At 59.8% G+C, this 23,140-nt stretch carries 25 protein-coding genes and 1 pseudogene; 9 read left to right on the top strand and 17 right to left on the bottom strand.

The window, feature by feature from the left end:
* Positions 1 to 75 precede the first annotated feature (75 nt).
* Both NBG89_RS10720 and NBG89_RS10715 read left to right on the top strand, forming a co-directional pair.
* Positions 76 to 3,330 (top strand): adenylate/guanylate cyclase domain-containing protein, encoded by a 3,255-nt coding sequence (locus NBG89_RS10720; RefSeq protein WP_431319943.1) that lies wholly within the window; start codon positions 76 to 78, stop codon positions 3,328 to 3,330.
* A gap of 86 nt (positions 3,331 to 3,416) precedes the next feature.
* Entirely contained in the window at positions 3,417 to 4,094 is a 678-nt protein-coding gene (locus tag NBG89_RS10715) for a peroxiredoxin-like family protein (protein WP_088695332.1), read from the top strand.
* A 39-nt stretch (positions 4,095 to 4,133) separates the two neighbouring features.
* On the opposite strand, the gene NBG89_RS10710 is transcribed toward NBG89_RS10715, so the two are convergent.
* The 7 genes from NBG89_RS10710 to lgt all read right to left on the bottom strand — a co-directional run bounded on the left by NBG89_RS10710 (position 4,134) and on the right by lgt (position 10,759).
* A complete protein-coding gene (locus tag NBG89_RS10710) occupies positions 4,134 to 4,427 on the bottom strand; it encodes a Kazal-type serine protease inhibitor domain-containing protein (protein ID WP_431319942.1) in 294 nt (97 codons plus the stop codon).
* Between the two features lie 256 nt (positions 4,428 to 4,683).
* Positions 4,684 to 5,616, bottom strand: coding sequence for a ribose-phosphate pyrophosphokinase (locus NBG89_RS10705; protein WP_431319941.1), 933 nt, complete (start codon positions 5,614 to 5,616; stop codon positions 4,684 to 4,686).
* 106 nt (positions 5,617 to 5,722) lie between these two features.
* Positions 5,723 to 6,550 carry a hypothetical protein gene (locus NBG89_RS10700; protein WP_431319940.1) on the bottom strand — a complete coding sequence of 276 codons (828 nt, stop codon included), beginning with the start codon at positions 6,548 to 6,550 and terminating at the stop codon, positions 5,723 to 5,725.
* 153 nt (positions 6,551 to 6,703) lie between these two features.
* Complete coding sequence (locus NBG89_RS10695; RefSeq protein WP_431319939.1) at positions 6,704 to 7,855, bottom strand: M24 family metallopeptidase; 1,152 nt, start codon at positions 7,853 to 7,855, stop codon at positions 6,704 to 6,706.
* A 5-nt stretch (positions 7,856 to 7,860) separates the two neighbouring features.
* Complete coding sequence (gene pgeF / locus NBG89_RS10690) at positions 7,861 to 8,655, bottom strand: peptidoglycan editing factor PgeF (RefSeq protein WP_431319938.1); 795 nt, start codon at positions 8,653 to 8,655, stop codon at positions 7,861 to 7,863.
* Positions 8,656 to 8,751: 96 nt separating this feature from the next.
* The gene (locus NBG89_RS10685; protein ID WP_431319937.1) at positions 8,752 to 9,852 is read right to left on the bottom strand and encodes a class I SAM-dependent methyltransferase; all 1,101 of its coding nucleotides are present in this window, start codon (positions 9,850 to 9,852) and stop codon (positions 8,752 to 8,754) included.
* A gap of 25 nt (positions 9,853 to 9,877) precedes the next feature.
* Positions 9,878 to 10,759, bottom strand: a complete 882-nt coding sequence (gene lgt, locus NBG89_RS10680) for a prolipoprotein diacylglyceryl transferase (protein ID WP_431322665.1) — start codon at positions 10,757 to 10,759, stop codon at positions 9,878 to 9,880.
* Positions 10,760 to 11,043: 284 nt separating this feature from the next.
* Between lgt and NBG89_RS10675 the strand changes: the two genes are divergently transcribed.
* From NBG89_RS10675 to NBG89_RS10660, 4 genes are all read left to right on the top strand, one after another.
* Entirely contained in the window at positions 11,044 to 11,304 is a 261-nt protein-coding gene (locus tag NBG89_RS10675; RefSeq protein ID WP_088695340.1) for an accessory factor UbiK family protein, read from the top strand.
* A gap of 392 nt (positions 11,305 to 11,696) precedes the next feature.
* Entirely contained in the window at positions 11,697 to 12,197 is a 501-nt protein-coding gene (locus NBG89_RS10670; protein ID WP_007789996.1) for a YbjN domain-containing protein, read from the top strand.
* The gene (proC, locus tag NBG89_RS10665) at positions 12,198 to 13,016 is read left to right on the top strand and encodes a pyrroline-5-carboxylate reductase (RefSeq protein ID WP_431319936.1); all 819 of its coding nucleotides are present in this window, start codon (positions 12,198 to 12,200) and stop codon (positions 13,014 to 13,016) included.
* 13 nt (positions 13,017 to 13,029) lie between these two features.
* Positions 13,030 to 13,371 (top strand): tRNA-binding protein, encoded by a 342-nt coding sequence (locus tag NBG89_RS10660; RefSeq protein WP_431319935.1) that lies wholly within the window; start codon positions 13,030 to 13,032, stop codon positions 13,369 to 13,371.
* Here NBG89_RS10660 and NBG89_RS10655 read toward each other — a convergent pair whose 3' ends face one another.
* Genes NBG89_RS10655 through NBG89_RS10640 form a run of 4 tightly spaced genes read right to left on the bottom strand, consistent with a single transcriptional unit; the run spans position 13,372 to position 16,567 of the window.
* Positions 13,372 to 13,953 (bottom strand): DUF1349 domain-containing protein, encoded by a 582-nt coding sequence (locus NBG89_RS10655; protein ID WP_431319934.1) that lies wholly within the window; start codon positions 13,951 to 13,953, stop codon positions 13,372 to 13,374. It abuts the gene before it with no gap.
* A gap of 6 nt (positions 13,954 to 13,959) precedes the next feature.
* A complete protein-coding gene (locus NBG89_RS10650; RefSeq protein WP_088695343.1) occupies positions 13,960 to 15,339 on the bottom strand; it encodes an ATP-binding protein in 1,380 nt (459 codons plus the stop codon).
* Positions 15,340 to 15,367: 28 nt separating this feature from the next.
* On the bottom strand, positions 15,368 to 16,069 hold the full coding sequence (locus NBG89_RS10645; protein WP_025581889.1) for a response regulator: 702 nt from the start codon (positions 16,067 to 16,069) through the stop codon (positions 15,368 to 15,370).
* Complete coding sequence (locus NBG89_RS10640) at positions 16,070 to 16,567, bottom strand: MarR family winged helix-turn-helix transcriptional regulator (protein WP_431319933.1); 498 nt, start codon at positions 16,565 to 16,567, stop codon at positions 16,070 to 16,072.
* 282 nt (positions 16,568 to 16,849) lie between these two features.
* Here NBG89_RS10640 and NBG89_RS10635 point away from each other — a divergent pair.
* A pseudogene (locus NBG89_RS10635) lies at positions 16,850 to 16,961 on the top strand (branched-chain amino acid aminotransferase); the annotation flags it as partial.
* A gap of 190 nt (positions 16,962 to 17,151) precedes the next feature.
* On the opposite strand, the gene NBG89_RS10630 reads toward NBG89_RS10635, so the two are convergent.
* Together NBG89_RS10630 and NBG89_RS10625 are read right to left on the bottom strand one after the other, a co-directional pair.
* Entirely contained in the window at positions 17,152 to 17,406 is a 255-nt protein-coding gene (locus NBG89_RS10630; protein WP_431319932.1) for a hypothetical protein, read from the bottom strand.
* Positions 17,407 to 17,644: 238 nt separating this feature from the next.
* Complete coding sequence (locus NBG89_RS10625) at positions 17,645 to 18,253, bottom strand: DUF1236 domain-containing protein (protein ID WP_431319931.1); 609 nt, start codon at positions 18,251 to 18,253, stop codon at positions 17,645 to 17,647.
* Positions 18,254 to 18,485: 232 nt separating this feature from the next.
* Here NBG89_RS10625 and NBG89_RS10620 point away from each other — a divergent pair, with 232 nt between their 5' ends.
* Positions 18,486 to 19,133 (top strand): MBL fold metallo-hydrolase, encoded by a 648-nt coding sequence (locus tag NBG89_RS10620; RefSeq protein WP_431319930.1) that lies wholly within the window; start codon positions 18,486 to 18,488, stop codon positions 19,131 to 19,133.
* A 64-nt stretch (positions 19,134 to 19,197) separates the two neighbouring features.
* Here the strand turns inward: NBG89_RS10620 and NBG89_RS10615 are convergent, their stop codons facing one another.
* The 3 genes from NBG89_RS10615 to NBG89_RS10605 all read right to left on the bottom strand — a co-directional run bounded on the left by NBG89_RS10615 (position 19,198) and on the right by NBG89_RS10605 (position 21,342).
* Complete coding sequence (locus NBG89_RS10615) at positions 19,198 to 19,605, bottom strand: BA14K family protein (RefSeq protein WP_088695347.1); 408 nt, start codon at positions 19,603 to 19,605, stop codon at positions 19,198 to 19,200.
* Between the two features lie 141 nt (positions 19,606 to 19,746).
* The gene (locus NBG89_RS10610; protein ID WP_007534130.1) at positions 19,747 to 19,962 is read right to left on the bottom strand and encodes a cold-shock protein; all 216 of its coding nucleotides are present in this window, start codon (positions 19,960 to 19,962) and stop codon (positions 19,747 to 19,749) included.
* 465 nt (positions 19,963 to 20,427) lie between these two features.
* Positions 20,428 to 21,342 (bottom strand): DMT family transporter, encoded by a 915-nt coding sequence (locus tag NBG89_RS10605; protein WP_431319929.1) that lies wholly within the window; start codon positions 21,340 to 21,342, stop codon positions 20,428 to 20,430.
* A gap of 112 nt (positions 21,343 to 21,454) precedes the next feature.
* On the opposite strand from NBG89_RS10605, the gene NBG89_RS10600 reads away from it, so the two are divergent.
* Positions 21,455 to 21,940: a DUF3052 domain-containing protein gene (locus NBG89_RS10600; RefSeq protein WP_431319928.1), complete on the top strand. Its 486-nt coding sequence runs from the start codon at positions 21,455 to 21,457 to the stop codon at positions 21,938 to 21,940.
* Positions 21,941 to 21,948: 8 nt separating this feature from the next.
* Here NBG89_RS10600 and NBG89_RS10595 read toward each other — a convergent pair whose 3' ends face one another.
* Positions 21,949 to 23,097: a PQQ-dependent sugar dehydrogenase gene (locus tag NBG89_RS10595; RefSeq protein ID WP_431319927.1), complete on the bottom strand. Its 1,149-nt coding sequence runs from the start codon at positions 23,095 to 23,097 to the stop codon at positions 21,949 to 21,951.
* Between the last annotated feature and the right edge of the window lie 43 nt (positions 23,098 to 23,140).

Genomic DNA, 23,140 nt, shown 5'->3' with positions numbered 1-23,140 from the left:
GCCCCAGGCAGGTTCATGCTGTCTTTCTAAGCGTTTGCTCAGGTGAGGGCGATACGCTTCCGAGAGGCAGGCCCGATGAATTGTGCCGCCTGTGGTTTTGCGATCGAAAGCAGTTTTGCGTTCTGTCCCAAGTGCGGCGCAAGACAACCTGTTCTGTGCGCGTCCTGCGGAGCGGCTTGCCAGCCCGATTTCGCGTTTTGCCCGAAGTGTGGAAATGCCCTCGGTCGGGCCGAGAGCTCTGCTGCTCCAGCTGAGGCGCCGCAGCCGGTCACGCCTCCGTCGCCACTGGACGATGTGGCCGACCGGCGTCCCCTGACTGTTCTATTTGCTGACCTCTGTGGCTTTACCGCTCTCAGTGAGAGAACCGACCCCGAACTGATGCGCTCCCTGCAGAACGAGCTGTTCGAAGAGTTGACGCGCGCGGTAGAAGCCTACGGCGGCTTTGTCGACAAGTTCGTCGGCGACGCGCTGCTTGCGTTGTTCGGTGCGCCGACGGCACATGAGGATGATCCCGATCGTGCGCTTTGCGCAGCGCTCGACATGATCGCGGGCGCCGAACGTCTTGGCGCCAAATGGCTGGATCTGGCCGGTGGTGATCCGCTGCAGCTGCATGTCGGCATCAATACCGGACCGGTGGTCAGCGGTGGCTTCGGGGCTGCGGCAGCGCGTTCCTATTCAGTGACCGGCGACACGGTGAACACGGCCCAGCGACTGCAAACCATGGCAGGGCCCGGTGAGATTCTCGTCGGGCCGGTAACCTGGCGCCTGACGCGGCATGCATTCGCCTTCGAAAATCTCGGCTCGTTGACGCTTCGAGGGAAGACGGGCAATGTGCAGGTGCATCGTCTCCTCGGGCGGATGGAGACACCCCATGCGGCGCGCGGACTGGAGAGCCTCGGACTACACGCCGAACTCATCGGGCGTGACGCGGAGTTGTCGCGAATGTCCGATTGCCTCGATCTTGCCTGTGGCGGAAGTGCGCAACTCGTCCAACTCATCGGCGAGGCCGGCATCGGCAAGTCAAGGCTGGTCAGGGAGTTCCTGAAGACGGTCTCTGAGGGAGAGCGATTTCGTGACGTTGTCGTGCGCCGCGCTGTCTGTTCGCCGCTTGGCGAGCAGTCATACGGTACACTCGCAGCCGTTCTGCGCAGCGCTTATGGAATAGCCGAGCGGGAAACGGCAGCCCGGACTGCGGAACTGCTGGTATCAGGATTGATTGATCTTGGTTTTAGCGAGACCGAGGTCGCCGGTCTGACGCCGCTTTTATCCTACGTCCTTGGCCTGGGCGATCCCGAAGGAGCGCTGCGCCATGTCGAGCCGGAGCAACTTCGGCGGCAGATCTTTTACGCCACCCGTACCCTCTTCGAGCGACGCCTGTCGCTCAGCCCGCTGCTGCTTGTCGTGGAGGATCTTCACTGGGCGGACGCCGCGTCGATTGAGGCGCTTCGTTTCGTGTTGGACAGACTGGAGCGAACGCGCCTGATGATGCTGACGACAGGGCGGTCGGTTGCGGAGGGCGAGGGCCTGGAGTCAAGCCGGATCAACCACACGCTCATGCGACTCGCGCCGCTCCCGGTTCAGGACGGCGAGGCGCTGCTGGCCCAGTTATTCGGCAGGGACAGCTCTGTGCCTGCAAAGACGCGTTCTCGCATTCTCGCACGCGCGGGCGGCAATCCTCTTTTCATCGAGGAGATCGTTCGTGCCTTGATCGAGACAGGCGTGCTGCGTTCCGATGGTGGAGCTTGGCGTGTTGCGGGCGCTGAAATGGGGACCGAGATACCGATGAGCCTGCAGGCGATGCTGCTTGCGCGCGTTGACCGTTTGCCGCCTGAAATCAAGCGCTTGGCGCAGGAAGCTGCCGTCATCGGCCCACGCTTCGATCCCGCGCTGCTTCGTGCTGTCGCGTCGGACGCTGCCCGCGTTGAGCATGGGCTGGACTATCTCTGCCAGGCGGAGATCGTCGAGGAGATGCCCGGCGCTGCTGCGACCAAGGCGACCTCCTATCGCTTTCCGCAACAGCTATTGCACGATGCCATCTATGGCAATCTCTTGCTACAGCGTCGCAAGCAGTTGCATGCACGCATCGGCGCGGCGATCAAGCGGATGCATCATGGAATACCAGATCGGCTCGAGGACATTGCACAGCTCGGCCGTCACTACTGCCGGGCGGGTGAGACGAGCGAGGGTGTGCAATATCTCATGGCTGCGGGCGATTTGGCCCGCAAGACCTACGCCAATGACGATGCGATGCGTCTCTACCGCGAAGCGCTTGCGGCGATTTCGGAAAATCCGCAGGCCAGTTCGCAATTGCTTGCCCTTTCTGAGCGGTTCGCCGATCTATGCGGGCCGGCGGGAGAGCGGGACATAGCACGTGAACACTATGGGCGCGTATTGGCGACCTTAAGGAGGGTCGGCGATCGGCCCGGTGCGGCACGGATCCTTCGAAAGCTTGGCCGTCTCAATCTCGCCGCCGGCAGAAGGGATCTTGCCGATGCCGACTATGCCCAGGCAGCTTCGCTGCTCGGCGAGAGCAATGCGCCGATTGAGCTTGCCCATCTTCTTCAGGAGCGTGGGCATCTTGCCTTCCGAATGGGCGATCAAAGCGCGGCGGCACGCTGGGCCGATGATGCGCTATCCTGCCTCGATACAGCGGCGATCGACGAGGCAGGTTCCGCTGCGTCTGAGTCCGCGCAGGTGCGTGCGGAAGCGCTGAATACGAAGGGCGTAGCACTGGCACGGTTGGGGCGGCATCGCGACGCGGTACACGAGGTCGAGCGAAGCCTGGAGGTGGCCGAGGCGGCCGGATTGCTGAGCGCTGCCTGCCGCGCCTATTCCAATCTTGGAGTGCTCTACACGATCGTCGATCCGGCACGCGCCATCGATGTGTGCCGCCAAGGCCTGGAGGTCGCCACGCGGATTTCCGATCTCGGCTTTCAGGCTCGTCTTTTTGCCAATCTCGCTGTCGCCTGCTGCACCTTCACGGACAATTGCGCCAAGGAGGGAGTCCCGGCGGCGGAGAGAGCGATCGAGATCGATCGGGCGCTGGACCAGCGCGATCACTTGGCGGTGCCGCTCATCGTGCTCGGACAGATCCATCAATGTCATGGCCAACCAGACCTCGCGTGGAACTATTATGAGGAAGCGCTTCAGCTCGCGCGTGAAATCGGCGAACCGCAGCTCCTCTTTCCGTGCTATGATGGGCTCGCGACGTTGAACCTTGAAAAGGACGACATGGCCGAGGCCGAGCGATACTTTTCACTCGCCCAAGACGTTTGCGTCAGGCATGGGCTCGATCCCGACGCACTCGTCGTGCTGCCCTTCCTGGATTGATTCAATGCCGGCAGGTAAAGTGCTGAGTTTTCGCTATTTTTTCTTCTGCTCGGCTTTCCGCCGATGCGCAAGCGAGGGAGGGTGTCATGCCCGAAAGTCAAAGCGAAAGACCACTGCAGCCCGGCGATCGCGCGCCAAACGTCGTTCTCGATGCAATCACGCGTCAGGGCAAAATTTCGATCGATGACTTCCGAGGGCAGAAACCTGTGCTGGTCGGCCTGTTTCGCGGGCTCCACTGTCCTTTTTGCCGGCGGCAGATCGCTGCGATGGCAAGCCTTGCCGGCGACCTCCAGCAGAAGGGCATCGAGAGCCTGACGATCGTCAATACGCCCATCGACCGGGCGCGCCTTTATTTCCGTTATCACCCCCTGCCAAACGTCTTGGCTGCATCTGATCCCGACCGAATATCGCATCGAGCCTTCGGGCTTCCGAACATCGAGTTCACGCAATCAGAAACGGCATGGCCTTACAAGGTGAGCCTCGACACACTCACCGCGATGCGCGTCGACCTGCCTGATCTGCCTGAGCCGATGGCTCCGATGGCAGCTGTCGACTATCTCGACAAGGCTGACGGCTATGAATTCACCGACGATGACAAGCGCATGATTGCAACGGGTGAGGGGCAACTGGTCGGCGAATTCCTGCTCGACCGCGACGGCGTCGTTCGCTGGTGCTTTACCGAAGTTCCAGATGAGGGACGGCACATGTTCGGAGTGCCAGCACCCCAAGAAGTTATGTCAGCCGCATCCCATATGGCTGCGTAATGCGGCTGCTTGAATCGAATAGGTTAGCCGCTGCTGAAATCAGCGGCGGCATTGACCTTGGGCGATGATCCGGAAGCCGCTGTTGCCAGCTTCGCAGGCATTCGGGAAGGTCCGCATCTGCTGACCACGCTGGCCGCATACCGGCCGGTATTCGCGTGTGCAGATACCACCGGGTCGCGGCGGTGCGGGAGGCTGCGGGCGGATTGTTATGCCGGGCTGTCGGCGGCACTGGCCGCGGCCGATCACCGTGAAGTTCGCTGCGCGGGCCTCGCACGCATTGGAGAAGGTCTGGACACGCGCCCCACGCTGGCCGCAAACCGGAGCGTATTCCATGGTACACATCTGCGGCCTCGGCGGGAGAGGCGACGGATGCGATGGTGGGCGAGGCGGCGGACGCGAATAACTGGGCCCGACGTCGACGCAGGCGGAAAGAAGCGGGATGAGCGCCAATAGGGCGAACTTTCGCAGCGACAGGAATCCGGCGAGCGTCATTATTCTTCCCCCACGTGGATTTCTTTTCAAATCCTAGCGCAAGTTGCATTTTCGGGGAAGATCAAACCTCTGCGGCCGTTGAGAATTTCGGGACGCTTCAGTCGAACAGGCTGGAAACCGATTCTTCCTGGCTGGTCCGGTTGATCGCCTCACCAATCAGGCTCGCCGTACTTACAACACGGACGTTGTGGGCTGACTGGACAGCGGTCGTCGGCTGGATGGAGTCGGTGATAACGAGTTCGCGCAGCTTCGAGGAGGTGATGCGGGTAACCGCACCGCCTGAAAGAACCCCGTGGGTAATATAGGCGGTGACGCTCGCGGCGCCCTGGGCAAGCAGCGCGTCAGCGGCGTTGCAGAGCGTGCCGCCGGAATCGACGATGTCGTCGATCAGCAGGCAATCCTTGCCTTCAACTTCGCCGATGATGTTCATGACTTCGGATTCACCCGGACGGTCGCGGCGCTTGTCCACGATCGCCAGCAGACAGTCGAGGCGTTTGGCGAGCGCGCGCGCACGAACGACGCCGCCGACATCTGGCGAAACGACCATGACGTTGCTGATGTCGTAGTTGGCCTTGATATCGCGGGTCAGGACCGGGATGGCGTAGAGGTTATCCGTCGGGATATCGAAGAAGCCCTGAATCTGTCCTGCGTGCAAATCGAGGGTCAGCACGCGATCGGCGCCGGCTTCCGTGATCAGGTTCGCGACAAGCTTGGCCGAGATCGGCGTACGCCCGGAGGCACGGCGATCCTGACGAGCATAGCCGAAATAGGGAAGGACGGCGGTGATGCGGCGTGCGGACGAGCGGCGCATCGCATCGATCATGATAAGCAATTCCATGAGGTGATCGTTCGTCGGGAAGGACGTCGACTGAACGACGAACACGTCCTCGCCACGGACGTTTTCCTGGATTTCGACGAAGATTTCCTGGTCGGCAAATCTTCTGACGCTGGCTTTGCCCAAGGGCACATTGAGATAGCTGCAGATCGCTTCGGCGAGATGCCGGTTCGAATTGCCTGCGAAAACCTTCATCTTGGTCCGCCTATTTCCTGCTGATAGCCGCGCTTTTTAGCCAGCTTGCTCCTGAATGCAAGGCCTAAGGCGTCATCTCGGCTCATATTTCTAAAAAGCTTGTGGCTTAACCGCCGCGAGCATCACGCCATGACGAGAATTCGGTGATGGTTTTCGAGGCGATTTGCTGCATGACCGAAGCCGGAACGCCAGCCCAAGGGTCCTGCGCTTCCGAGGGCACGCTCTCCTGTCCCTGAATGCGGTGCAGGCGTGCGCCTGCACCGTCGAGAACGTCCCAAACGTAGACCACGGTCACCTTACCGCTGTCGGAAAAGGCGGAGAGGTATCCTTTCAGAATGTAGGCGCTGGAGCTGTCATTCGAGCTCTTGATCGAAAACCCATGTGACCGCGCCTCGGCTCCGAGTTGGCGCGAAAGCGGTGTGACGGCTTGGACCGGCGCACCGATGATCGGCAGGAAGCGGACGGTCGTGCTACGTGACGATGCGCTGGTGTTCAGCGTCGCCGTCTGGGTCTGCTGCCGCGGCGGCTCACGAGCAGGCGCTTCCACCATGTCCTCTTCCTCGGCCTGGGCGTTGGATATCGGCTCCGACAGCGTCTGAGCCTTGATCGGCGCGGCCGCCGCGGGCGAGCGGGTGTCGTTTTCCAGCGCCAAAGCCTGGGCGTCCATCGTGGTCGGCGGTGCGCCGGAACCTTGCCGATAGCCCGTCTGATTGTAGGCAGGATGATATCCGTTCGACCGTTGTTCGGTGGCAAAGGCCTGCTGGCGGGGGGCGGTTCCCGCCATGCGCTCCACATCGCCCTGCGTTACCGGCGACGAGCGCATGTTTGTGGAAGAATCACCGATGTCGACCAGGGGGACCAAGGCGTCGGTGGTGTTACAGGCGGTCAGGGCAAAGCAGGCAAGGAGCATTGGCGCAGTCGCAACTCGCGTCATCCCTCGTTACATCCTTCCCAGTGCCGGCCCCGCACACTTTATGAAGGCCGGCGCCGGTCTGTGTCAATTCCGGATTCTTGCCCGCAATGGTTTGCGTCTAATGAATAGAGCGGATCTCAGCTGAAAACCGCTCACACTTTTCAGCATGCCGCTCTAGACGTTGATGAAGTCCAGAGACTGCCGGGAAAGCACGCGTGGCGCGTCGTCGGTCGTCAGATAGGTTTGCCCGAGAGTCATCGCTGTTCCAGTGTCGGAATCCATGATGATCATGTGCACGAAGAGCGACATACTCGGCTCGATCGGCTGCGGATTGCCAACATGGAACATCTGATGCTCCATCCAGGATGGCGAGAAACGGGCGCCCAGCGAGTAGCCGCAGGCATTGAGACGATGGCGGGACAGGCCGCGCTCGTCCATGATCTTCGCATGCATATCGAACACGTCGCCAAAGCTGTGGCCCGGCCTCAGGACCGTTTCGATCGCCTGGATCGTTTCGAAGCAGGCGTTGTAGAGTTCGCGGTGGCGATAGCTCGGTTCGCCGATGACGATGGTTCGCATCATTGCCGCATGGTAGTGGGCGTAGGCGCCCGCCCATTCGAGCGTCAACTGATCGTTCGGGTCCAGTTTGCGGCGGCCGGCCTTGTAGCGGCAGAGGAGGGCATCCTCGGCAGAGCCGATGATGAACTCGTTGGCGGGGTAGTCGCCGCCGCCCGCAAATACAGCACCCTGCATGGCGGCCAGAATGTCGGATTCATCTGCGCCCGGCGTGGTCAGCGCGAGTGCCGCATCCAGCGCATCGTCAGCCAACACCGCGGCGCGTTCGACATATGCGACCTCGGCCGGGCTCTTGATCAGCCTCAGGTGGCTAACGAGATAGGATGCGTCGACGATCTGGCCGAAGGACGTCAACTGCGCATCGAGCATCCGGGCAATGCGGCCCGTCATGCCGTGGGTATCATATTCGACGCCGATCCTGGCGCCGAGCAGGTCCATCTCAACGAGCAGGTTCCGGAGGTCGACGGTCGGGTCGGCATTGACGCGGTCGACCCAGATTTGGACATTTTCCAGGATGGAGGTGTGCTTGGCCTGGCGCAGGTCGGCGGAACGCGTGATCAGCGCCATCGTCCCATCGGCCTTGACGACAAGTGTCTGGAAGAAGCAGTAGCCGAAGGTGTCATAGCCGGTCAGCCAGTACATGCTTTCCTGGGCAAAGAGCAGCAGGGCATCCAGCTTCTCTTCGCGCATCTTGTCTGTCAGACGTGCGAGGCGGACGGCGAATTCGGGTCTGTCGAAGTGCAGGGCCATGCCTCTTAAATCTCCCTGATTGCAATTGCAGAAATCTGCCGGCCGTAATCCGGCTCCTTGTTATGTGTGGTCCGGCGATAAGAGAAGAAACGCTCGGTGTCGGGATAAGTGCAGAGCCCCAGGCTTTCTGCGCGGATACCGGCGGCGCGCAGCCGATCGACCGTCAGGGCCGGCAGGTCAAACATCGCGTGCCCCGGCTTTCCGGAGGGTACGAAGTAGCGCCCGTAAGATGGATCCTGTGTGACGAAGCGTTCAACGAATTCCGGGCCGACCTCGTAGCTTGCCTGGCTGATCGATGGGCCGAGGCAGGCTACGATTGCCTCGCGCTTTGCGCCTAGTCGGACCATCGCGTCGATCGTATTTTCTAGCACGCCGGTAAGAGCGCCTTTCCACCCGGCGTGAGCGGCGCCGATGACACCGTTTTCCGAATCGGCGAAGAGAATTGGTCCACAATCGGCAGCCAGCACGCCAAGCGCTATGCCCGGAGTTGCGGTCACCATCGCATCGGCTGCGGGGCGGGAGCCATCATAGTCCTTGTCAACAATGACCACATCGGGGGAGTGGACCTGGTGTACGGTAGCGAGGCGCTCGACAGGCAACTCGAACCAGCTTGCCACGCGGCGGCGGTTCTCCTGAACCTTCTCGCGTTCGTCATTCGAGCCAAGGCCGACGTTCAAGCCGCGATAGATGCCATCCGATACGCCGCCTTGCCGGGTGAAATAGCCGTGGAGAATCGCGTCACCGGTTGCCTCTTTCAGCAGCGCGCTTTGGATCGGTGCCGGAGATGCTGCTTGCGTCATTAAAACTTCCGAGATTGCTTGAATTGCCTGGGCGCCATTACCGATGGCGAAGCCTAGTCGACCGCGGCGGATGTTGGCCCAGTGGTGCTCGCGCTGTCAATCCACTGAACGGAAAGGCATCAAATCCACGGCGGGGTGTGAGACCGCCAGCACCTTGAAGAGTTCGCCCATACGGCCTTCACCTTCGCCCGCCAGCCGGTCGACTGCCGTCTGGATAATTTGCCGCATATGTGCTTCGCGATCCCGGCCAAGCGCGGCGGCGCGATCGAGAATGCCGAGGCCGACGAGAAAATCGCCCTGGTGGAGCATGCCGTTGACGTAGACACCGGCCGAAGTCGCGGTCTGCGCCAATGCCTGGAAATCGACATGGCTCGTCAGGTCCGCTTCGCCGGGGTGGGCCAGCGGCGGATCATACTCATGCATGCGCACCGCCTGCAGCGTGTCGCCATAGCCGCTCACGAGGTGCCCGTAGTCGATGGCGACAACCGTCCCGCCATGTTCTTTCAGCCGGTCGCAGATGGCGAGCATCACCGACTGGCGTGCCGGCGAGACTTCAAAGATTGTTCCCGGGAGCACGTCCGCTTCCGGCCAGGGGAGGAGGCCGGAATCGATCCCTGCCACACCGACACCAAACGTCAGTTCGCCCGCGGCGTCGATACCGACCATTCGTTCACGGAAGCCCGCCGGCGTCCTCACGAACTGACGGATCGGAATCGCATCGAACAACTCGTTCGCAGCGACGAGCGAAAATCCCGGCGGGATCTCATCGAAACCCTGATGCCAGCTGACCTTGTGGCCGTGGGACGCTAGCGTCTCCTGCTGGATGTCGCGCAGGCGCCCGCTTGTCTCGACGAGGTGCACTGTCATGTCTTCGAAAAGCGGTGGCGCGATCCGGGCAATGACGCGCAGCATATCCGACATCATCGTGCCGCGACCGGGGCCGATTTCGACAAGACGGACACCGGTGGGCGTTCCGTGTCGCTGCCAGGCATGGACGATGAAGACGCCGATCATCTCGCCAAAAAGCTGGCTCACCTCCGGTGCGGTCACGAAGTCGCCTGAGCTTCCGAAGGGTTCGCGGGTCTTGTAGTAACCATGTTCAGGATCGGCGAGGCACAGCGAGAAAAAGTCCGTGACGCTGATCGGGCCGTTCGCCTGAATGATAGCCTTGATCTTCTCACCGAGCGCGGTGCTCATGTATCTCCCTCCTGTCCAGCTGCGGTCAGTGCTGAAGCGCGGCCTGACGGCGGGCTCGAAGCATGGCCCAGATTCCCAGCAGTACCATCGGCGTGGAAAGCACCATGCCCATGGTGAGCCAATTGGTGCCCAGCAGGTAGCCCAGCTGGGCATCCGGTTCGCGGAAGAATTCAACGAGAATGCGAGATAGTGCATAGCCGCAAACGAAGACGCCGGTGACAAAGCCAGGGGTCTTCAGGGCACGGAAACCATAGATCAGCGCTGCCAGAACCAGAAGCAGCACGATGCCCTCGAGGCCTGCCTCGTAGAGCTGGCTGGGGTGGCGAACAAAGTCGCCGCCGGGGCAGTAGCCGTTGGCCCGCTCGATATATTGGTTGCAGAAGACCATGCCCCACGGCACATCGGTCAAACGGCCCCAAAGCTCACCATTGATGAAGTTGGCGATACGGCCACAGAATAGGCCGATCGGGACGACCGCCGAGACGATATCGAAGAGGCTCCAGATCGGTACGCTGTTGCGACGGGCGAAGATGATCATCGCGATGGTAGTGCCCGTCAATCCACCGTGGAACGACATGCCGCCGTTCCATATCTGGATCGCCCGAATCGGGCTCTCGATAACCGACGGTAGATCGTAGAAGAGGATGTATCCGATGCGCCCGCCGAGAACGATGCCGAGCGCGACCCAGATGATGAAATCGTCGAGTTGCACTTTGGTAATCGGGGAAGCGTCACCCGGCCACAGTTTGTCGTTTCCGGCGAGCTGGCGCGCATAGTACCAGCCGAGCATGATGCCGGCGACATAGGCCAGTCCGTACCAGTGAATTGAGAGTGGGCCGAGCGAAAAGGCGATCGGGTCGATCTCGGGGAACGGCATGATCGCCATAAGATTGGCTACTGTCGGCAAGGTTTTCCCATTCGCTGGCGTGAGTCCCATGGAGTATTCGATCGGACGTCAACGCGCTTCAGTTCAAGGCGTCCTTTGCGACTTTCTAAAGGCGCGCCAAGCTCGGTGTGGGCGGAAGATGGCGCTGGGATCAAAACCGGTCAAGTCGATTGTTGACGATCGCGCGGCTGCCGGAAGGCTTATCCAGAGCAAACCGCTTGCATCCTTGGTGGCGAAGCCCTACCTCATTCTCGAGGCGCGCCGAAGTGGCGCTAACTGGTCTATAGCAAAGGGAGAAAACCGCCATGACGACTGGAGCAAACCGCATCATGGACGAGTTCGCCAAGCTGATGACGGATGCGGCCGGCGCTGCCCAGGGTGTGCGCAAGGAAATCGAGACAGCATTCAATGCGCAGGCCGAGCGCTGGTTGAATACGCTCGATATCGTCAAGCGCGAAGAGTTCGAGGTCGTGCGCGAAATGGCGATCAAGGCGCGTGATGAAAATGATGCGCTGCTTGCCCGTATCGCCGCCCTTGAAGCCAAGCTTGCGGCTAAGGGTAAGTAATTCCCATTGTGACACAGGCCGTGGTGTGACCTTTATGAGACACGCCGCGGCTGCGGCCTAAAAACCAGGTGCCGTTATCCACCTGTGGACACTGCCAAAAAGATCAATGGGCAGAGTCATTTAAACCCTCCTTCTGAATGGAAATCCGAAAAGCTTTCCACAGTGCCGTTCCCTAAAACGGCGCTAAGGGGCTGGCGCGTCGCCTAGCCCATTATACACTGATTTTAAATGATGATTCGAAGCGGTTGGTAAGCTCCAGGCAGGTTTGACTGCGTTAAGTCTGGTAGCGGTTCAACGGTCATCAGGGTTGGTGGTTCCGGCTGTTGCGTGTGTTCTCCTTGTGTCTCGTTGACGAAGTTGGTTCGCATTCACTCCGGTCAAGAAGGTGCTGCATGAGCCTCATGGAATTGGAAGTCGAGCGTCAGTCGAACCCGGTCGATATGATCGAGTACGTCGCCGCCAATAACGACTGGTCTTTCGAGCGGTCGGGCGATGACGAGATTGCGATGACGGTTGAAGGGAAGTGGACCGACTACCACGTTTCCTTTTCCTGGATGGAAGAGTTTGAGGCGCTGCACCTTGGCTGCGCCTTCGACGTCAAGGTTCCCGAACAGCGTGTCAACGAAGTCACCAAGCTTTTGGCGGCAATCAACGGTCAGGTCCTGATGGGACACTTTGATCTGTGGCGCCAGGAAGATGTCATCATCTTCCGGCAGTCGCTGCTGCTTGCCGGAGGTGCCGAGCCGACCAATCGACAGGTCGAGGTTCTGCTCGCTAGTGCGTTGGACACCTGCGAGGCGTATTATCAGGCCTTCCAGTTCGTGATCTGGTCCGGCATGGACGCGAACCGCGCGATGGAAGCGGTTCTCTTCGAAACCGTCGGCGAGGCGTAAATGTCATCTGCAGCTTCAGGTCCTGTCGTTCTCATCGGTGCCGGCAATATGGGAGGCGCAATGCTCTCCGGCTGGCTGAAGAGCGGCGTGCCTGGTTCTTCTATCGTCGTCATCGATCCTGGCCCCTCGGACCTGATGCTGAAGACGATCAACGATGCCGGCGTGACCCATGTTACCTCGGCTCCCGCTGGGCTAACGGCAGGCGTTCTTTTCCTTGCGGTCAAGCCGCAAGTGATGGATGTCGTGCTACCTCCGGTCAAGGGAACGGTGGGGCCGGAAACCGTCGTTGTTTCGGTCGCTGCCGGCAAGACGCTGTCGTTCCTTGAAAGGCATCTCGGCGAGTCCGCGATGGTGCGCGCCATGCCGAATACGCCGGCCATGGTCGGTCGCGGCGTCACGGGCGCGTTTGCCAATGCGCGCGTCACGGATGCGCAGCGAGGGCAAGTCGATTCTCTGTTGCGTGTATCCGGTCCGGTGGAATGGGTTCCGACCGAAGCGGATATCGATGCCGTCACGGCTCTGTCAGGAAGCGGGCCGGCTTATGTGTTCTATCTCGTCGAGTGTATGGCAGAGGCAGGCCGTAAACTTGGCTTGCAGGCGGACCTTGCCATGCGCCTTGCACGGGAAACAGTCGCGGGGGCTGGTGAGCTTTTGCACCAGTCCCCCGACGACGCCTCGCGGCTTCGGCAGAACGTGACATCGCCGGGCGGCACGACGGCTGCGGCGCTTTCCGTGCTGATGGCCGACGATGCGATGCAGCCGCTTTTCGACAAGGCCCTTGCCGCAGCGCGCAAGCGCGCCGAAGAGCTTGCCGGCTGAGGGCATCAAGAACATGACCGACGAAATCACCTATGCCGACTTCGAGCGTGTCGACATCCGTGTCGGTACGATCGTCGAGGCAAGTCCGTTCCCGGAAGCCCGTAAGCCGGCCTTCAAGCTGCTGATCGACTTCGGGCCTGACATCGGCCTCAAGAAGTCGTCGGCCCAGATCACGGTTCACTATACGCCCGAGAGCCTTGTCGGCCGGCAGGTTCTCGCCGTGGTCAACTTTCCACCGCGACAGATCGGCCCGGTTCGTTCGGAAGTCCTGACGCTCGGGTTCGAGGATGAGGCGGGCGCCATCGTTCTTGCGGTGACCGACAAGCCCGTGCCGAACGGCAAGAAACTGATGTGATCAGTGGATCTCGCGCGACAGCGGATCGGTGAGCGAGAAATCGTGAAATACGGCTTCGAAGCCGGCGCGTTGCGGCGAGCAGAACGTGGGGCCGACGGAAATTTCCGTAAATGCCGGATCAAACCATGCAAGGCGTGCCATGCGCCAGTCTTCCATGCGGTTTGTCTTGTACTGAATGAACAGGGCATCGCCGTTTCGTGTCACCCGCACGCCCATACGCTCGAATGGGTGGTCGATCCGAAAGGCTGACCAATCGGAATTGCCATTGGTCGCGACGACGCTGAAATGCTTGGCGCCATCGGTATATTCGATCCCGCATTTCATCCAATGCTTTGCGTTAGCCCGTACCATGAGGCCGGCCTGGTCGTAGAGTTCCTGGTAGTGTCCCGAGAAGGAAACCTCGGCGGTGAAGTCACCTTGTCGCTGACGGTGCAGAAAATGTCCGTCGTCGCGATGAAAACCGTAATAAGTTCCCTGCCAGAAATCGGTTTTGTGTCCGGACCAGACATGCAACTCACCGTCGCGGTCTTCACAGCGAGACGGCGGGTTCAGCCATTTCATTCGATTGAGATCGATCGTCATCTGTTCTCACGCGGGTAGGCGGACGGTCGCCCGTAGGCCGCCGAGGGGACTGTCGCCGAGCGTGACGTTGCCGCCATGGCTTCGGGCGATGTCGCGGGCGATTGCCAAGCCGAGGCCGGTGCCGGAGGCATCGAGATTCCGTGCTTCGTCGAGCCGGAAGAACGGTTTGAAGACATCCTCGCGGTTCTTCTCGGGAATCCCCGGGCCATCGTCGTCAAAGGTTACCGTCAGCCACTTGGCGCTGTGCTTAGCGTTGATATCGAGCGTGTTGGCGTAGCGGCGGGCATTGGAGGCGAGGTTGGTCACAAGACGCGTGAAGGCGTTCGGGCGCACCAAGATCTCATCGTCGCCTTCGATCGAGTAGGTAAGCGCCTTGCCGTCGTGAAGCTCGAAGTCTGCCTCCAATCGAGCGAAAAGCTCGCTGAGCTTCATGTCGCCGACATCCTCTTCGACCTCGCCTCGGGCAAACGCCATGTAGGCCTCAAGCATCGACTGCATATCGTTGACATCGTCGTTGAGGCCATGCAGGTCGGGATTGTCGCCGGCGAGCGCCAATTGCAGCTTGAAACGCGTCAGGATCGTGCGCAGATCGTGGCTGACACCGGTCAGCATCGCTGTGCGCTGCTCGATCTGCCGCTCGATGCGCTCTCGCATCAGAATGAAGGCGAGGCCGGCACGCCGAACCTCGTCTGCGCCACGCGGGTGAAAATTGTCAGCTTTTTGGCCCTTGCCGAAGCTTTCGGCTGCGTTCGCCAGCGCAAGGATCGGTCGAATCTGTCCGCGCAGGAACAGGATTGATATGCCGATCAACACTAGCGAGGCGCCGACCATCCAGACGATAAAGATGTGTGTGTTGGAGGCGTAGGTCGAGCTGCGCCTTGCCAGCACGCGAAGGATCTTATCCTCGAGCTTGATGCGGATCTCGACGAGATTGGAATCGCCCAATGTGTCGATCCAGAACGGGCGCTTGACCTGGTCGCTGATCTCGTCGCTCAGGATTCCGTCGAGGATGGAGAAGAAGGGCTTTGTGCGCGGCGGCGGCAGATCGCCGTCCGGTTCGATCGAGATCTGCAGGTTCATCTGGTCGCGTGCGATGCGGGTGACTTCGCTGTAATCCGTATCCTGCGGGTAGGTCTCGATGATCTGGATGATCGCCGCTATATCGCGCGTGACCGCCGCCGAAAGGCGCTGCGTCACCATCTGCCAATGGCGCTCCATGAACACGGCGGCGACGACGGACTGCAACAGCACCATCGGGATAATGATAATCAGCAACGACCGAACATAGAGACCGGTCGGCAGATAGAGCCGTAGCCTGCGTATCATCCATCGCCATCCGCGGGCGGGCGAGCGGTCGTCGCGCCGAAGAGAGTCGAATGTCACCATATGGTCGCCGGTCCTGCGGTTGCGACTGTCAATCGATGCTCAATCGGTATCCTATACCACGAACCGTCTGCAGCCAGACCGGATTTGCGGGGTCATCCTCGATCTTGCGCCGCAGGCGATTGATCTGCACATCGATGGTGCGCTCGCCGACATCAACATCGTTACCGATGAGCTCATGTCGCGGAATGGTATCGCCAGCGCGCTTGGCGAACAGCAGCATGATTTCCTGCTCGCGATCCGTCAACCGGACCACTTCGGAGGCTTTTTTCAACTCCTTACGCGTCAGGGAGAAGGTATATGGTCCGAACATCACTTGTTCGATCTTCGGCGCATCGTTCGAGACATTGCGGCGTAGGATATTATTGACGCGCAGCACGAGTTCGCGCGGGTCGAAGGGTTTTGCCAGATAGTCGTCTGCGCCAGCCTCCAGTCCGGCGATGCGGCTGCCCGATTCCGCAAGCGCTGTCAGCATGATGATCGGCACGTTCTTGATTGTGCGCAGGCCCTTGGTCACCTCGATCCCCGAATCTCCCGGCATCATCACGTCCATGATGATCAGGTCGAAATCCAGGCCGGCGAGCTTGCGTTGTGCCTCAGCGCCATCCGCGGCTACCGTCACCCTGAACCCGTTCTCGGTCAAATAGCGGTTGAGCAGAGCGCGGATACGCGTGTCGTCATCCACAACAAGCAAGTGCGCAGCGTCGTCCGAAATCACTGTCTTTGTCGCCATTCAATCCGCTCTCGAGTTTGGTCTGTTTCGCATACCTCTCAGAAAGGCCTTTATGCCCTCCCGTACCTCCGGGGAAGCCCCGTCGAATGCTCTCTCAATACGGCGCGATTGCGGCTCTGCCAGAGCAAGAGCAAGCTTGCGCCCCATCGTGGTAGGATAGAGCTTGCGCTGCCGCCTGTCTTCAGGCCCCGCAATCTGTCGAATATACCCCGAATCGATGAGTTGTTTGAGCACTCTTGCAAGACTCTGCTTGGTAATCTTCAACGTATCCAGCAGATCGGCAACCGTCATGCCCGGGTTGCGGTTAACGAAATGAACGACACGGTGGTGCGCCCGCCCGAAGCCGATCTCCGCAAGAATGGCGTCAGGATCGGAAACGAAGTCGCGATAGGAAAAGAACAGAAGCTCGATGATCTCGAAATCGATGGTTTCGGTGTTTTCCATCGGCATTTTGAGCGGTTCGGGCTTGCCCGCCTTCGGGTTCGTCTGGCGTGCCAATTTGGCATTTCCTTTCTTGCTGCGCACCTTCCGGGAAGTCCTCGAAAAAATATGTCAGCATTAGTGACGTATCTTTGTGCTGTTGCTAGCTTCCCTATGCGTTGCGAAGCCGGAAGAGAGGACGCCATTTCCAATGGAAATTTGGCCTGACTTCGCAAACTTCACTACAATGCGTAATGTTCCGCTGCGCCAGTGGATAAAACGTATCGAGGACAACAATCAACAGCAATGGCGTGCGGGCGTCGGAGGAGTGCGACGTGACTTCAGTAACCCTTTGACCAATTGGACGGCGAAATCTGGTCCAACGGCACGTTCGTGCCGTGAAGACGCAAAGATCCACATATTGACCCACGGGCTGTACTACGCGAGCGCGATGTTCGGAGGAGGTCGCGCGCCTATGACGGTTGGCCGAAGTGACGTCGGTTTTGGAAATCAGCCCACATAAATTAGGCCGGGACGATCAGCGAAATGCAGATGAACGATTAACGGAAGAGGTATCTCGGGCAGCCACGGCAGCCGAGTGATCTTCGCTGACAGGAGCGGCCGGGTTCCTTGCGAGCTCGGCCGCTTTCTTGACGCCCTGTTTATCTTGCGCGAGCTGCTACGGCGCCGACGATCGTCGACAGGATACCGCCGCCGATCAAGCCGCCGATGCCGTCGGCAATGAGGCCGGTCATTGCGGCTTCACCACCTACCATGCTGAGCAGCATGCCGCCGATAGCGCCGGCGATCGTTCGGGCAACGGCATTGATTGCAACCTGTTTCAGCGCTCCGCTTGCGACGTTGCCGCCGACGGCGCCTGCTATCGCCTGCGTGATGATGGGCAATAAGGCTTCCACGATTTCCCTCCTTCGCGTTTCCTCAAAACGCCTCTGCCGGCTGGGTGGTCCGAGAAGATCGCCAGCCCTACAGGCGATCCGACGTCCGACCGGGAGCAGGGGATATCGTCTGAATTGCAGTATCTTATCATGATTGAATGTAAAGTGGAATGGAGAGCAACCCACGCGTGAAAGTTTTCCATGCTGCCGTCAAAAGAAAAGGCGCCCGAAGGCGCCTTTTTCCAACTGTCCACCATAGTCAGTTGTAGACGTAAACGATGCGACGGGTACCGGGATCCACAAGGACCGGCCGATCGTTGATGCGGACATATCGATACTGATAGTCCGGAATTTCCTGGAACGTCACGCTGTCGGGTACCGACGCGCCGACGACCACATCACCACGGAGGCGGACGGTCCGGGCCGGATTGGTTTGAACATAAGTCGTGACGGTCTCAGGCGGGCTGATCGCCTCGATAGAACCAACAGGTCCCAACAGTTCGTCCCCTGGAGCCGGGTCAGGAGCGATGCTTGCCGTCGTCTCATAGGTGACGATAGGCACGCCGAGGTCGGCCTGGTGTTGCTCGACAATGACGCTGCTGCCACCTTGTTCAACCTGCAGATATTGCGCATAGACCCACCCACGGACGCCATTGACGTCAACGCGGCACCAACGGCTTCCCTGGATGCAGCCGTCCAGGATTGTCTGCGAGCCGCGCGTCGCTATGCCGATGGAAGGATACTGCGGGCCGGGGCCGGCACGAACGTTCAGATCGTTGATGGCCGTGGCAACCATGTCCGCCTGGGCAAGACCGGCGCTTCCCACGACGATCGCGCCCGCCAGGAACAGATTTCGCTTCAAGGTCATCTCGTTTCTCCTTGTCTTCTACAGGCAGGTAACGTTTGGTTGATGGTGATGTTCCCGCGCCCACAGTCTCGCCGGTAAACGATTGTATCAATGTGTTAAATTCAAACGGAACCGGTGCCGAAGTCCCGGGTGTGGGGGCATTGACGGCCTTTGCTTCTATAAATCGTGGGCTGTGCGCGACGCCGTTTCGGACTATAGGGACACGGAACAGAGAGAGAGAAGCGAGGCACTCATGGGCATGCTCCAGGCCGGTATTATTCCGGTGACACCCTTCCAGCAGAACTGCACGATCCTCTTCGATCCTGAGACGAAGGAGGGCGTCGTGGTCGATCCAGGCGGGGACGTGCCGGCGATCCTAGAGGCCATCAAGTCGAACGGTTTCAGCATCAAGGAAATCTGGCTGACGCACGGCCATCTTGATCACGCCGGCGGTGCGAAGGAGCTCAAGGAGGCTCTGGGTATTGATATCGTCGGCCCGCATCAGGACGATCTTCCCCTGTTGCAGCGGGTCGAGGCGCAGGCGCAGAAATATGGCCTTCCGCCAGGCATGCAGAATGTCGTTCCCGACCGCTGGCTGAAGGATGGCGACAAGGTTTCCTTCGGCACTCACGAGTTCGAAGTCTATCACACGCCAGGCCACGCGCCGGGCCATGTTATCTATTTCAACCGCGCACAGAACTTTGCCCATCTGGGCGACGTCCTGTTCAACGGCTCGATTGGTCGAACTGATCTGCCGGGGGGCAACCACCAGCAATTGCTCGATTCGATCCGCGACAAGGTTTTGCCGCTGGGCGATGACGTAGGCTTCATTTGCGGGCACGGGCCGGGCAGCCGGATCGGCGACGAGCGACGCAGCAATCCCTTCCTGCAGGGGATCTGAGCATCAAAAACAAAAAAGCGCCGCTGAAAGGCGGCGCTTCGTGTCTGACCATGCGTTCAGGCTATCAGCCGGCGTTGCAGAAGTGGCTGCGACCGTCATTGCCGATAAACGTGCCGCTGGCCGGATCGAACGATCGATAGCGATAAGAGCAATAGCGCTCCCACTGCGGAGTCCAGGGCTCGATGTCAGCGACCGGACGATAGTAACGAGGCGGGGGAGCGCGATAAACCGGAACGGCTTCATATTCCGGCTCATAGACCGGCGGATCGATGTAGCGCGGCTCGTCATAGCGCGGCGCGCTGGCAATGGCAGAGCCGACGATCAGGCCCGTTGCGAGGCCGACGGCGCCGCCCACAAGTGCGTCGTCGCTGTGGTGGCGGTGCCAATCACCTGCCGATGCAACGCCGATCGATGATACCGTGAGGGCTGCAGCGGTTGCCGTCATTAGGAGCGTTTTCGCAAGCCTGTTCATTTGTCTTTCCCTGTTTAAACCGATTCCGGTTCTGCACCTTGATGATGGCAAGGTAAGGGCCGCGAGGTGAATGCAGGCTGAATGACAAAACCCGGCATCGCTGCCGGGCTTCAACTCGAATTGACAACGTTGGCTGGAGGCTCAGCCTGCAATCTGCAGGTTGACAGCCTTAGGGCCCTTGCCGCGGCGGTCCGGCTCCGTGTCGAAGCTAACCTTCTGATTTTCCGTCAGTCCGGCCAAGCCTGAAGCCTGAACGGCAGAAATGTGTACAAAGATGTCCGCCCCGCCCTTGTCCGGCTTGATGAAGCCAAAACCTTTGTCGGTATTGAAGAATTTTACAGTGCCAGTCTCGGCCATGCGTCAGGTCCTTTTATCTCTGCCCGCCATCCACACGGGCAGCATCACTGATATTGCCTCCTCGCGGAGACGTTAGCAGGCAATCATTGAAATGTGAGAAAAAGGTCCCCTCTAGCTCAACCACATTCCCCGCGAAACTGACGCCCGCTTTATTGGAACCGGTTGACCGGAATATTAGCGTCTCCGGCGCGCACATTCCTAAGGACTTCCCATGCTCGCAAAATGCCCGAACACGGTGAGAGTGCTGCGATTATTAAGTTTTGGCAAGCAAAAGTTTTTTAACGCCTCTGTGCAGATACGCCTCTCTGAGCGGCATTTTCGCGCGTCTTGAGCAAAAAATTGGTCGTTAGCCGCCGCGGATCAAGGCTTTATATCGTTGGCAATATAGTTTGGGAGCAGATTTTGCCAAAAATGCAACAATAGCGCGACTACGCAAAAGCTAAAGTTTTTTTCTTTTCGGGACATTCAACCCAAATTTGGGCTCGGTTTCAGTCTGTCCGAAGCACGACGGCGCGCTATTTCGGGCACGACTTCAACCAGAAGCATAGCGGTAAACATCAACGCGCAGCCGGCGTAGCCGAGTGGCGGCATGGTTTCGCCCAAGAGCAGGGCGCCGAGAGAGGCGCCGAAGAGCGCTTCCGAAGACAGGAAGATCGCTGCTTGCGATGGAGTGGTGTAGCGCTGGCCGATGATCTGCAGCGAAAAGGCGACACCGGAGGAGAAGAGGCCGACATAAAGGATCTCGGGAGCGGCCGCCCAGACCGCCTCCCAGCTGATCGGTTCCGCGATGACGGCAACGGCAAGCGCGCAGGCGGCGGTCACGGCAAACTGGGCGGCCGAGAGTGCAAGCGGACGACCGGTGTCCGATACCGTGGTGCCCGCCAGGGTGATCTGTCCGGCCCAGAAGATTGCGCAAACGACCGTAAGTAAGTCGCCGGTCGTCAGTGCCGAGAGTTGTCCGCCTGACAACAAATAGATGCCGGAAACGGCCATGATTGCACCCGGCCAGATGATCCAGTGCGGGGAGCGGCGAAGGACGACGACGGCGATCAAGGGGACGATCACGACGTAGAGCCCGGTGATGAAACTCGAGTTCGTCACGGTCGTCGTCTGCAGGCCGATCTGCTGGGTGGTGGCGCCACCGAACAGCGCAAGACCGGTCAACAGGTAGAGCTTGAGATGGCGCGGCGCGGTCTTGACCGGCGCCTTGCGTGCCTCAAACAGCATGAACGGCAGAACCGCCACAGCCGCGATCATGAAGCGCAGGCCGATGAACCAGAACGGACCGATCGCCTTCATTGCCGTCGACTGCGCGACAAAGCCACCGCCCCAGATGGCAGCTGCAAGCAATAGAAGGAGGTTCGCCTGAATGCGCGTCATTTCGTCCTCGGTGCGGGAGCGGGAGAGTATGGCCGAGCGTTAACAGTTGCCTTTCGTTTGGGCAAGGGTGAAGAATGTCGCCACTGCGCTGGCGCCTGAGAGCAAAAAACGAATGACAAGGAAAGCGGTTTCATTGCCGGGCGAAAAGGATGCGCTGCGACAGCAAGGGGATGCTGCGCCGGCGGGGTATTCGGGCAGTTCGCTGACACGAAAGCTGGGTCTGAGGGACGGGCAGGCGGCACTTCTGATCGCTGTGCCCGAGATCGCCGAAATTCAAGCCTTTGATCATTTCTCCTCCGTCGAGACTGCTCTGCCATCGATGATCGAGCGTCGCTTTGACTACGGCCACGTTTTTGAAACCCGCCGGTCGGCCCTAGAGGAGATGGCACCAGTTCTCTCGGGCGTTGTCAAACCCGATGGGATGCTATGGATTTCCTGGCCCAAGAAAGCGGCACGGGTGCCGACGACAATCACCGAAGATCTGCTGCGAGCGATTTTCCTGCCTTTGGGAATGGTCGATGTCAAAGTCTGCGCCATAGACGAGACATGGTCCGGCCTTAAGTTCGTGATCCGAAAGGAACTGCGCGCCGGTCTCTAGACTTTGCATCAGCCATTGTTGGCCGGCGCTCGCGACACTCTCAGCAAGGCACCATCGTCCTCGTCCGTGAGGATCAGCAGGGCGCCATCGGGCGCAACGACCACGTCACGCATGCGGCCATAGGAGCCATCGAATATCCGCTCCTCGGCGACGAAGGCTCCGCTGTCGTCGCGCTGCATTCTCGAAAGCAGCTGGAATTTCAGCGCCGCGACGAGGAAGTTGCCATCCCATTCAGGGAACATCTTGCCGTGGTATATGGCCAGTGCCCCCGGCGCGATGGACGGGTCCCAATAGTAAAGGGGTTGCTCAAGTCCTTCCTTGGCGGTTCCTTCGCCGATCTCGGCGCCGGAATAATCACGGCCATAGGTGATAATCGGCCAGCCGTAGTTTTTGCCGGGCTCTATGTGGTTGATTTCGTCACCGCCGCGCGCGCCGTGCTCTACCGTGTAAAGCTTGTCGTCGGCGGCATCAAAGGCGATGCCCTGCGGATTGCGATGACCTTTCGACCATATTTCAGGAAGCGCCTTGGCTCCGTCCTTGAAGGGATTGTCGTCAGGAATGCTGCCATCGGCGTTGATGTGGATGATGGAGCCGGCGTCATCCTTCCAGTCCTGTGAACGATCCCTGTCGCCGCGGTCGCCGATGCTGATGAACAGCGAGCCGTCCTTGGCGAAGGCGATTCGTGAGCCGTACTGGATATTGCCACCGGTGAAGCGCTTCATCGCGAAGATGGATCTAACATCGTTCAGCTTTGTTCCGTCCTCTGACAGCGTCGCGCTGAATACCTCGGTTCCGGAGCCGCCCTTGGCGCTAGTCGCAGCGGTTAGGAATATCTTGCGGCTCGTTGCAAAATCACGCGCGAGCGCGACGTCCATCAGGCCTCCTTGGCCGCGGGCATTGACATCAGGTATGCCTCCGATGGGAGCCGAGAGCTTGCCGTCACGGATTATCCGCAACCGCCCCGGTCGCTCGGTGACGAGGTAGGAACCATCTGGGAGAACCTCGACCGCCCAGGGATGATCGAGTCCCGTCACAATCGTATCGACCTGTAACTCGACGGTCTTCGTCTTGACGATATCGGCGGAGAGGCTTGGGGCAGCGGCCAACACTGCGGTTGCGAAAAAGAGCCCGTATCGAAGCCTTGCAAGTGTCGTCATGGTCCGTCCCAATTTCTGTCCGGGTCAACCTGGAGCGTCGGCC

Origin of the sequence: Rhizobium sp. YTU87027, assembly GCF_050644135.1 — a bacterium.
Taxonomy (GTDB): Bacteria; Pseudomonadota; Alphaproteobacteria; order Rhizobiales; family Rhizobiaceae; genus Rhizobium.
The sequence above is the reverse complement of the archived record's forward strand: the minus strand, read 5'-3'. Positions and strand labels throughout refer to the sequence as shown.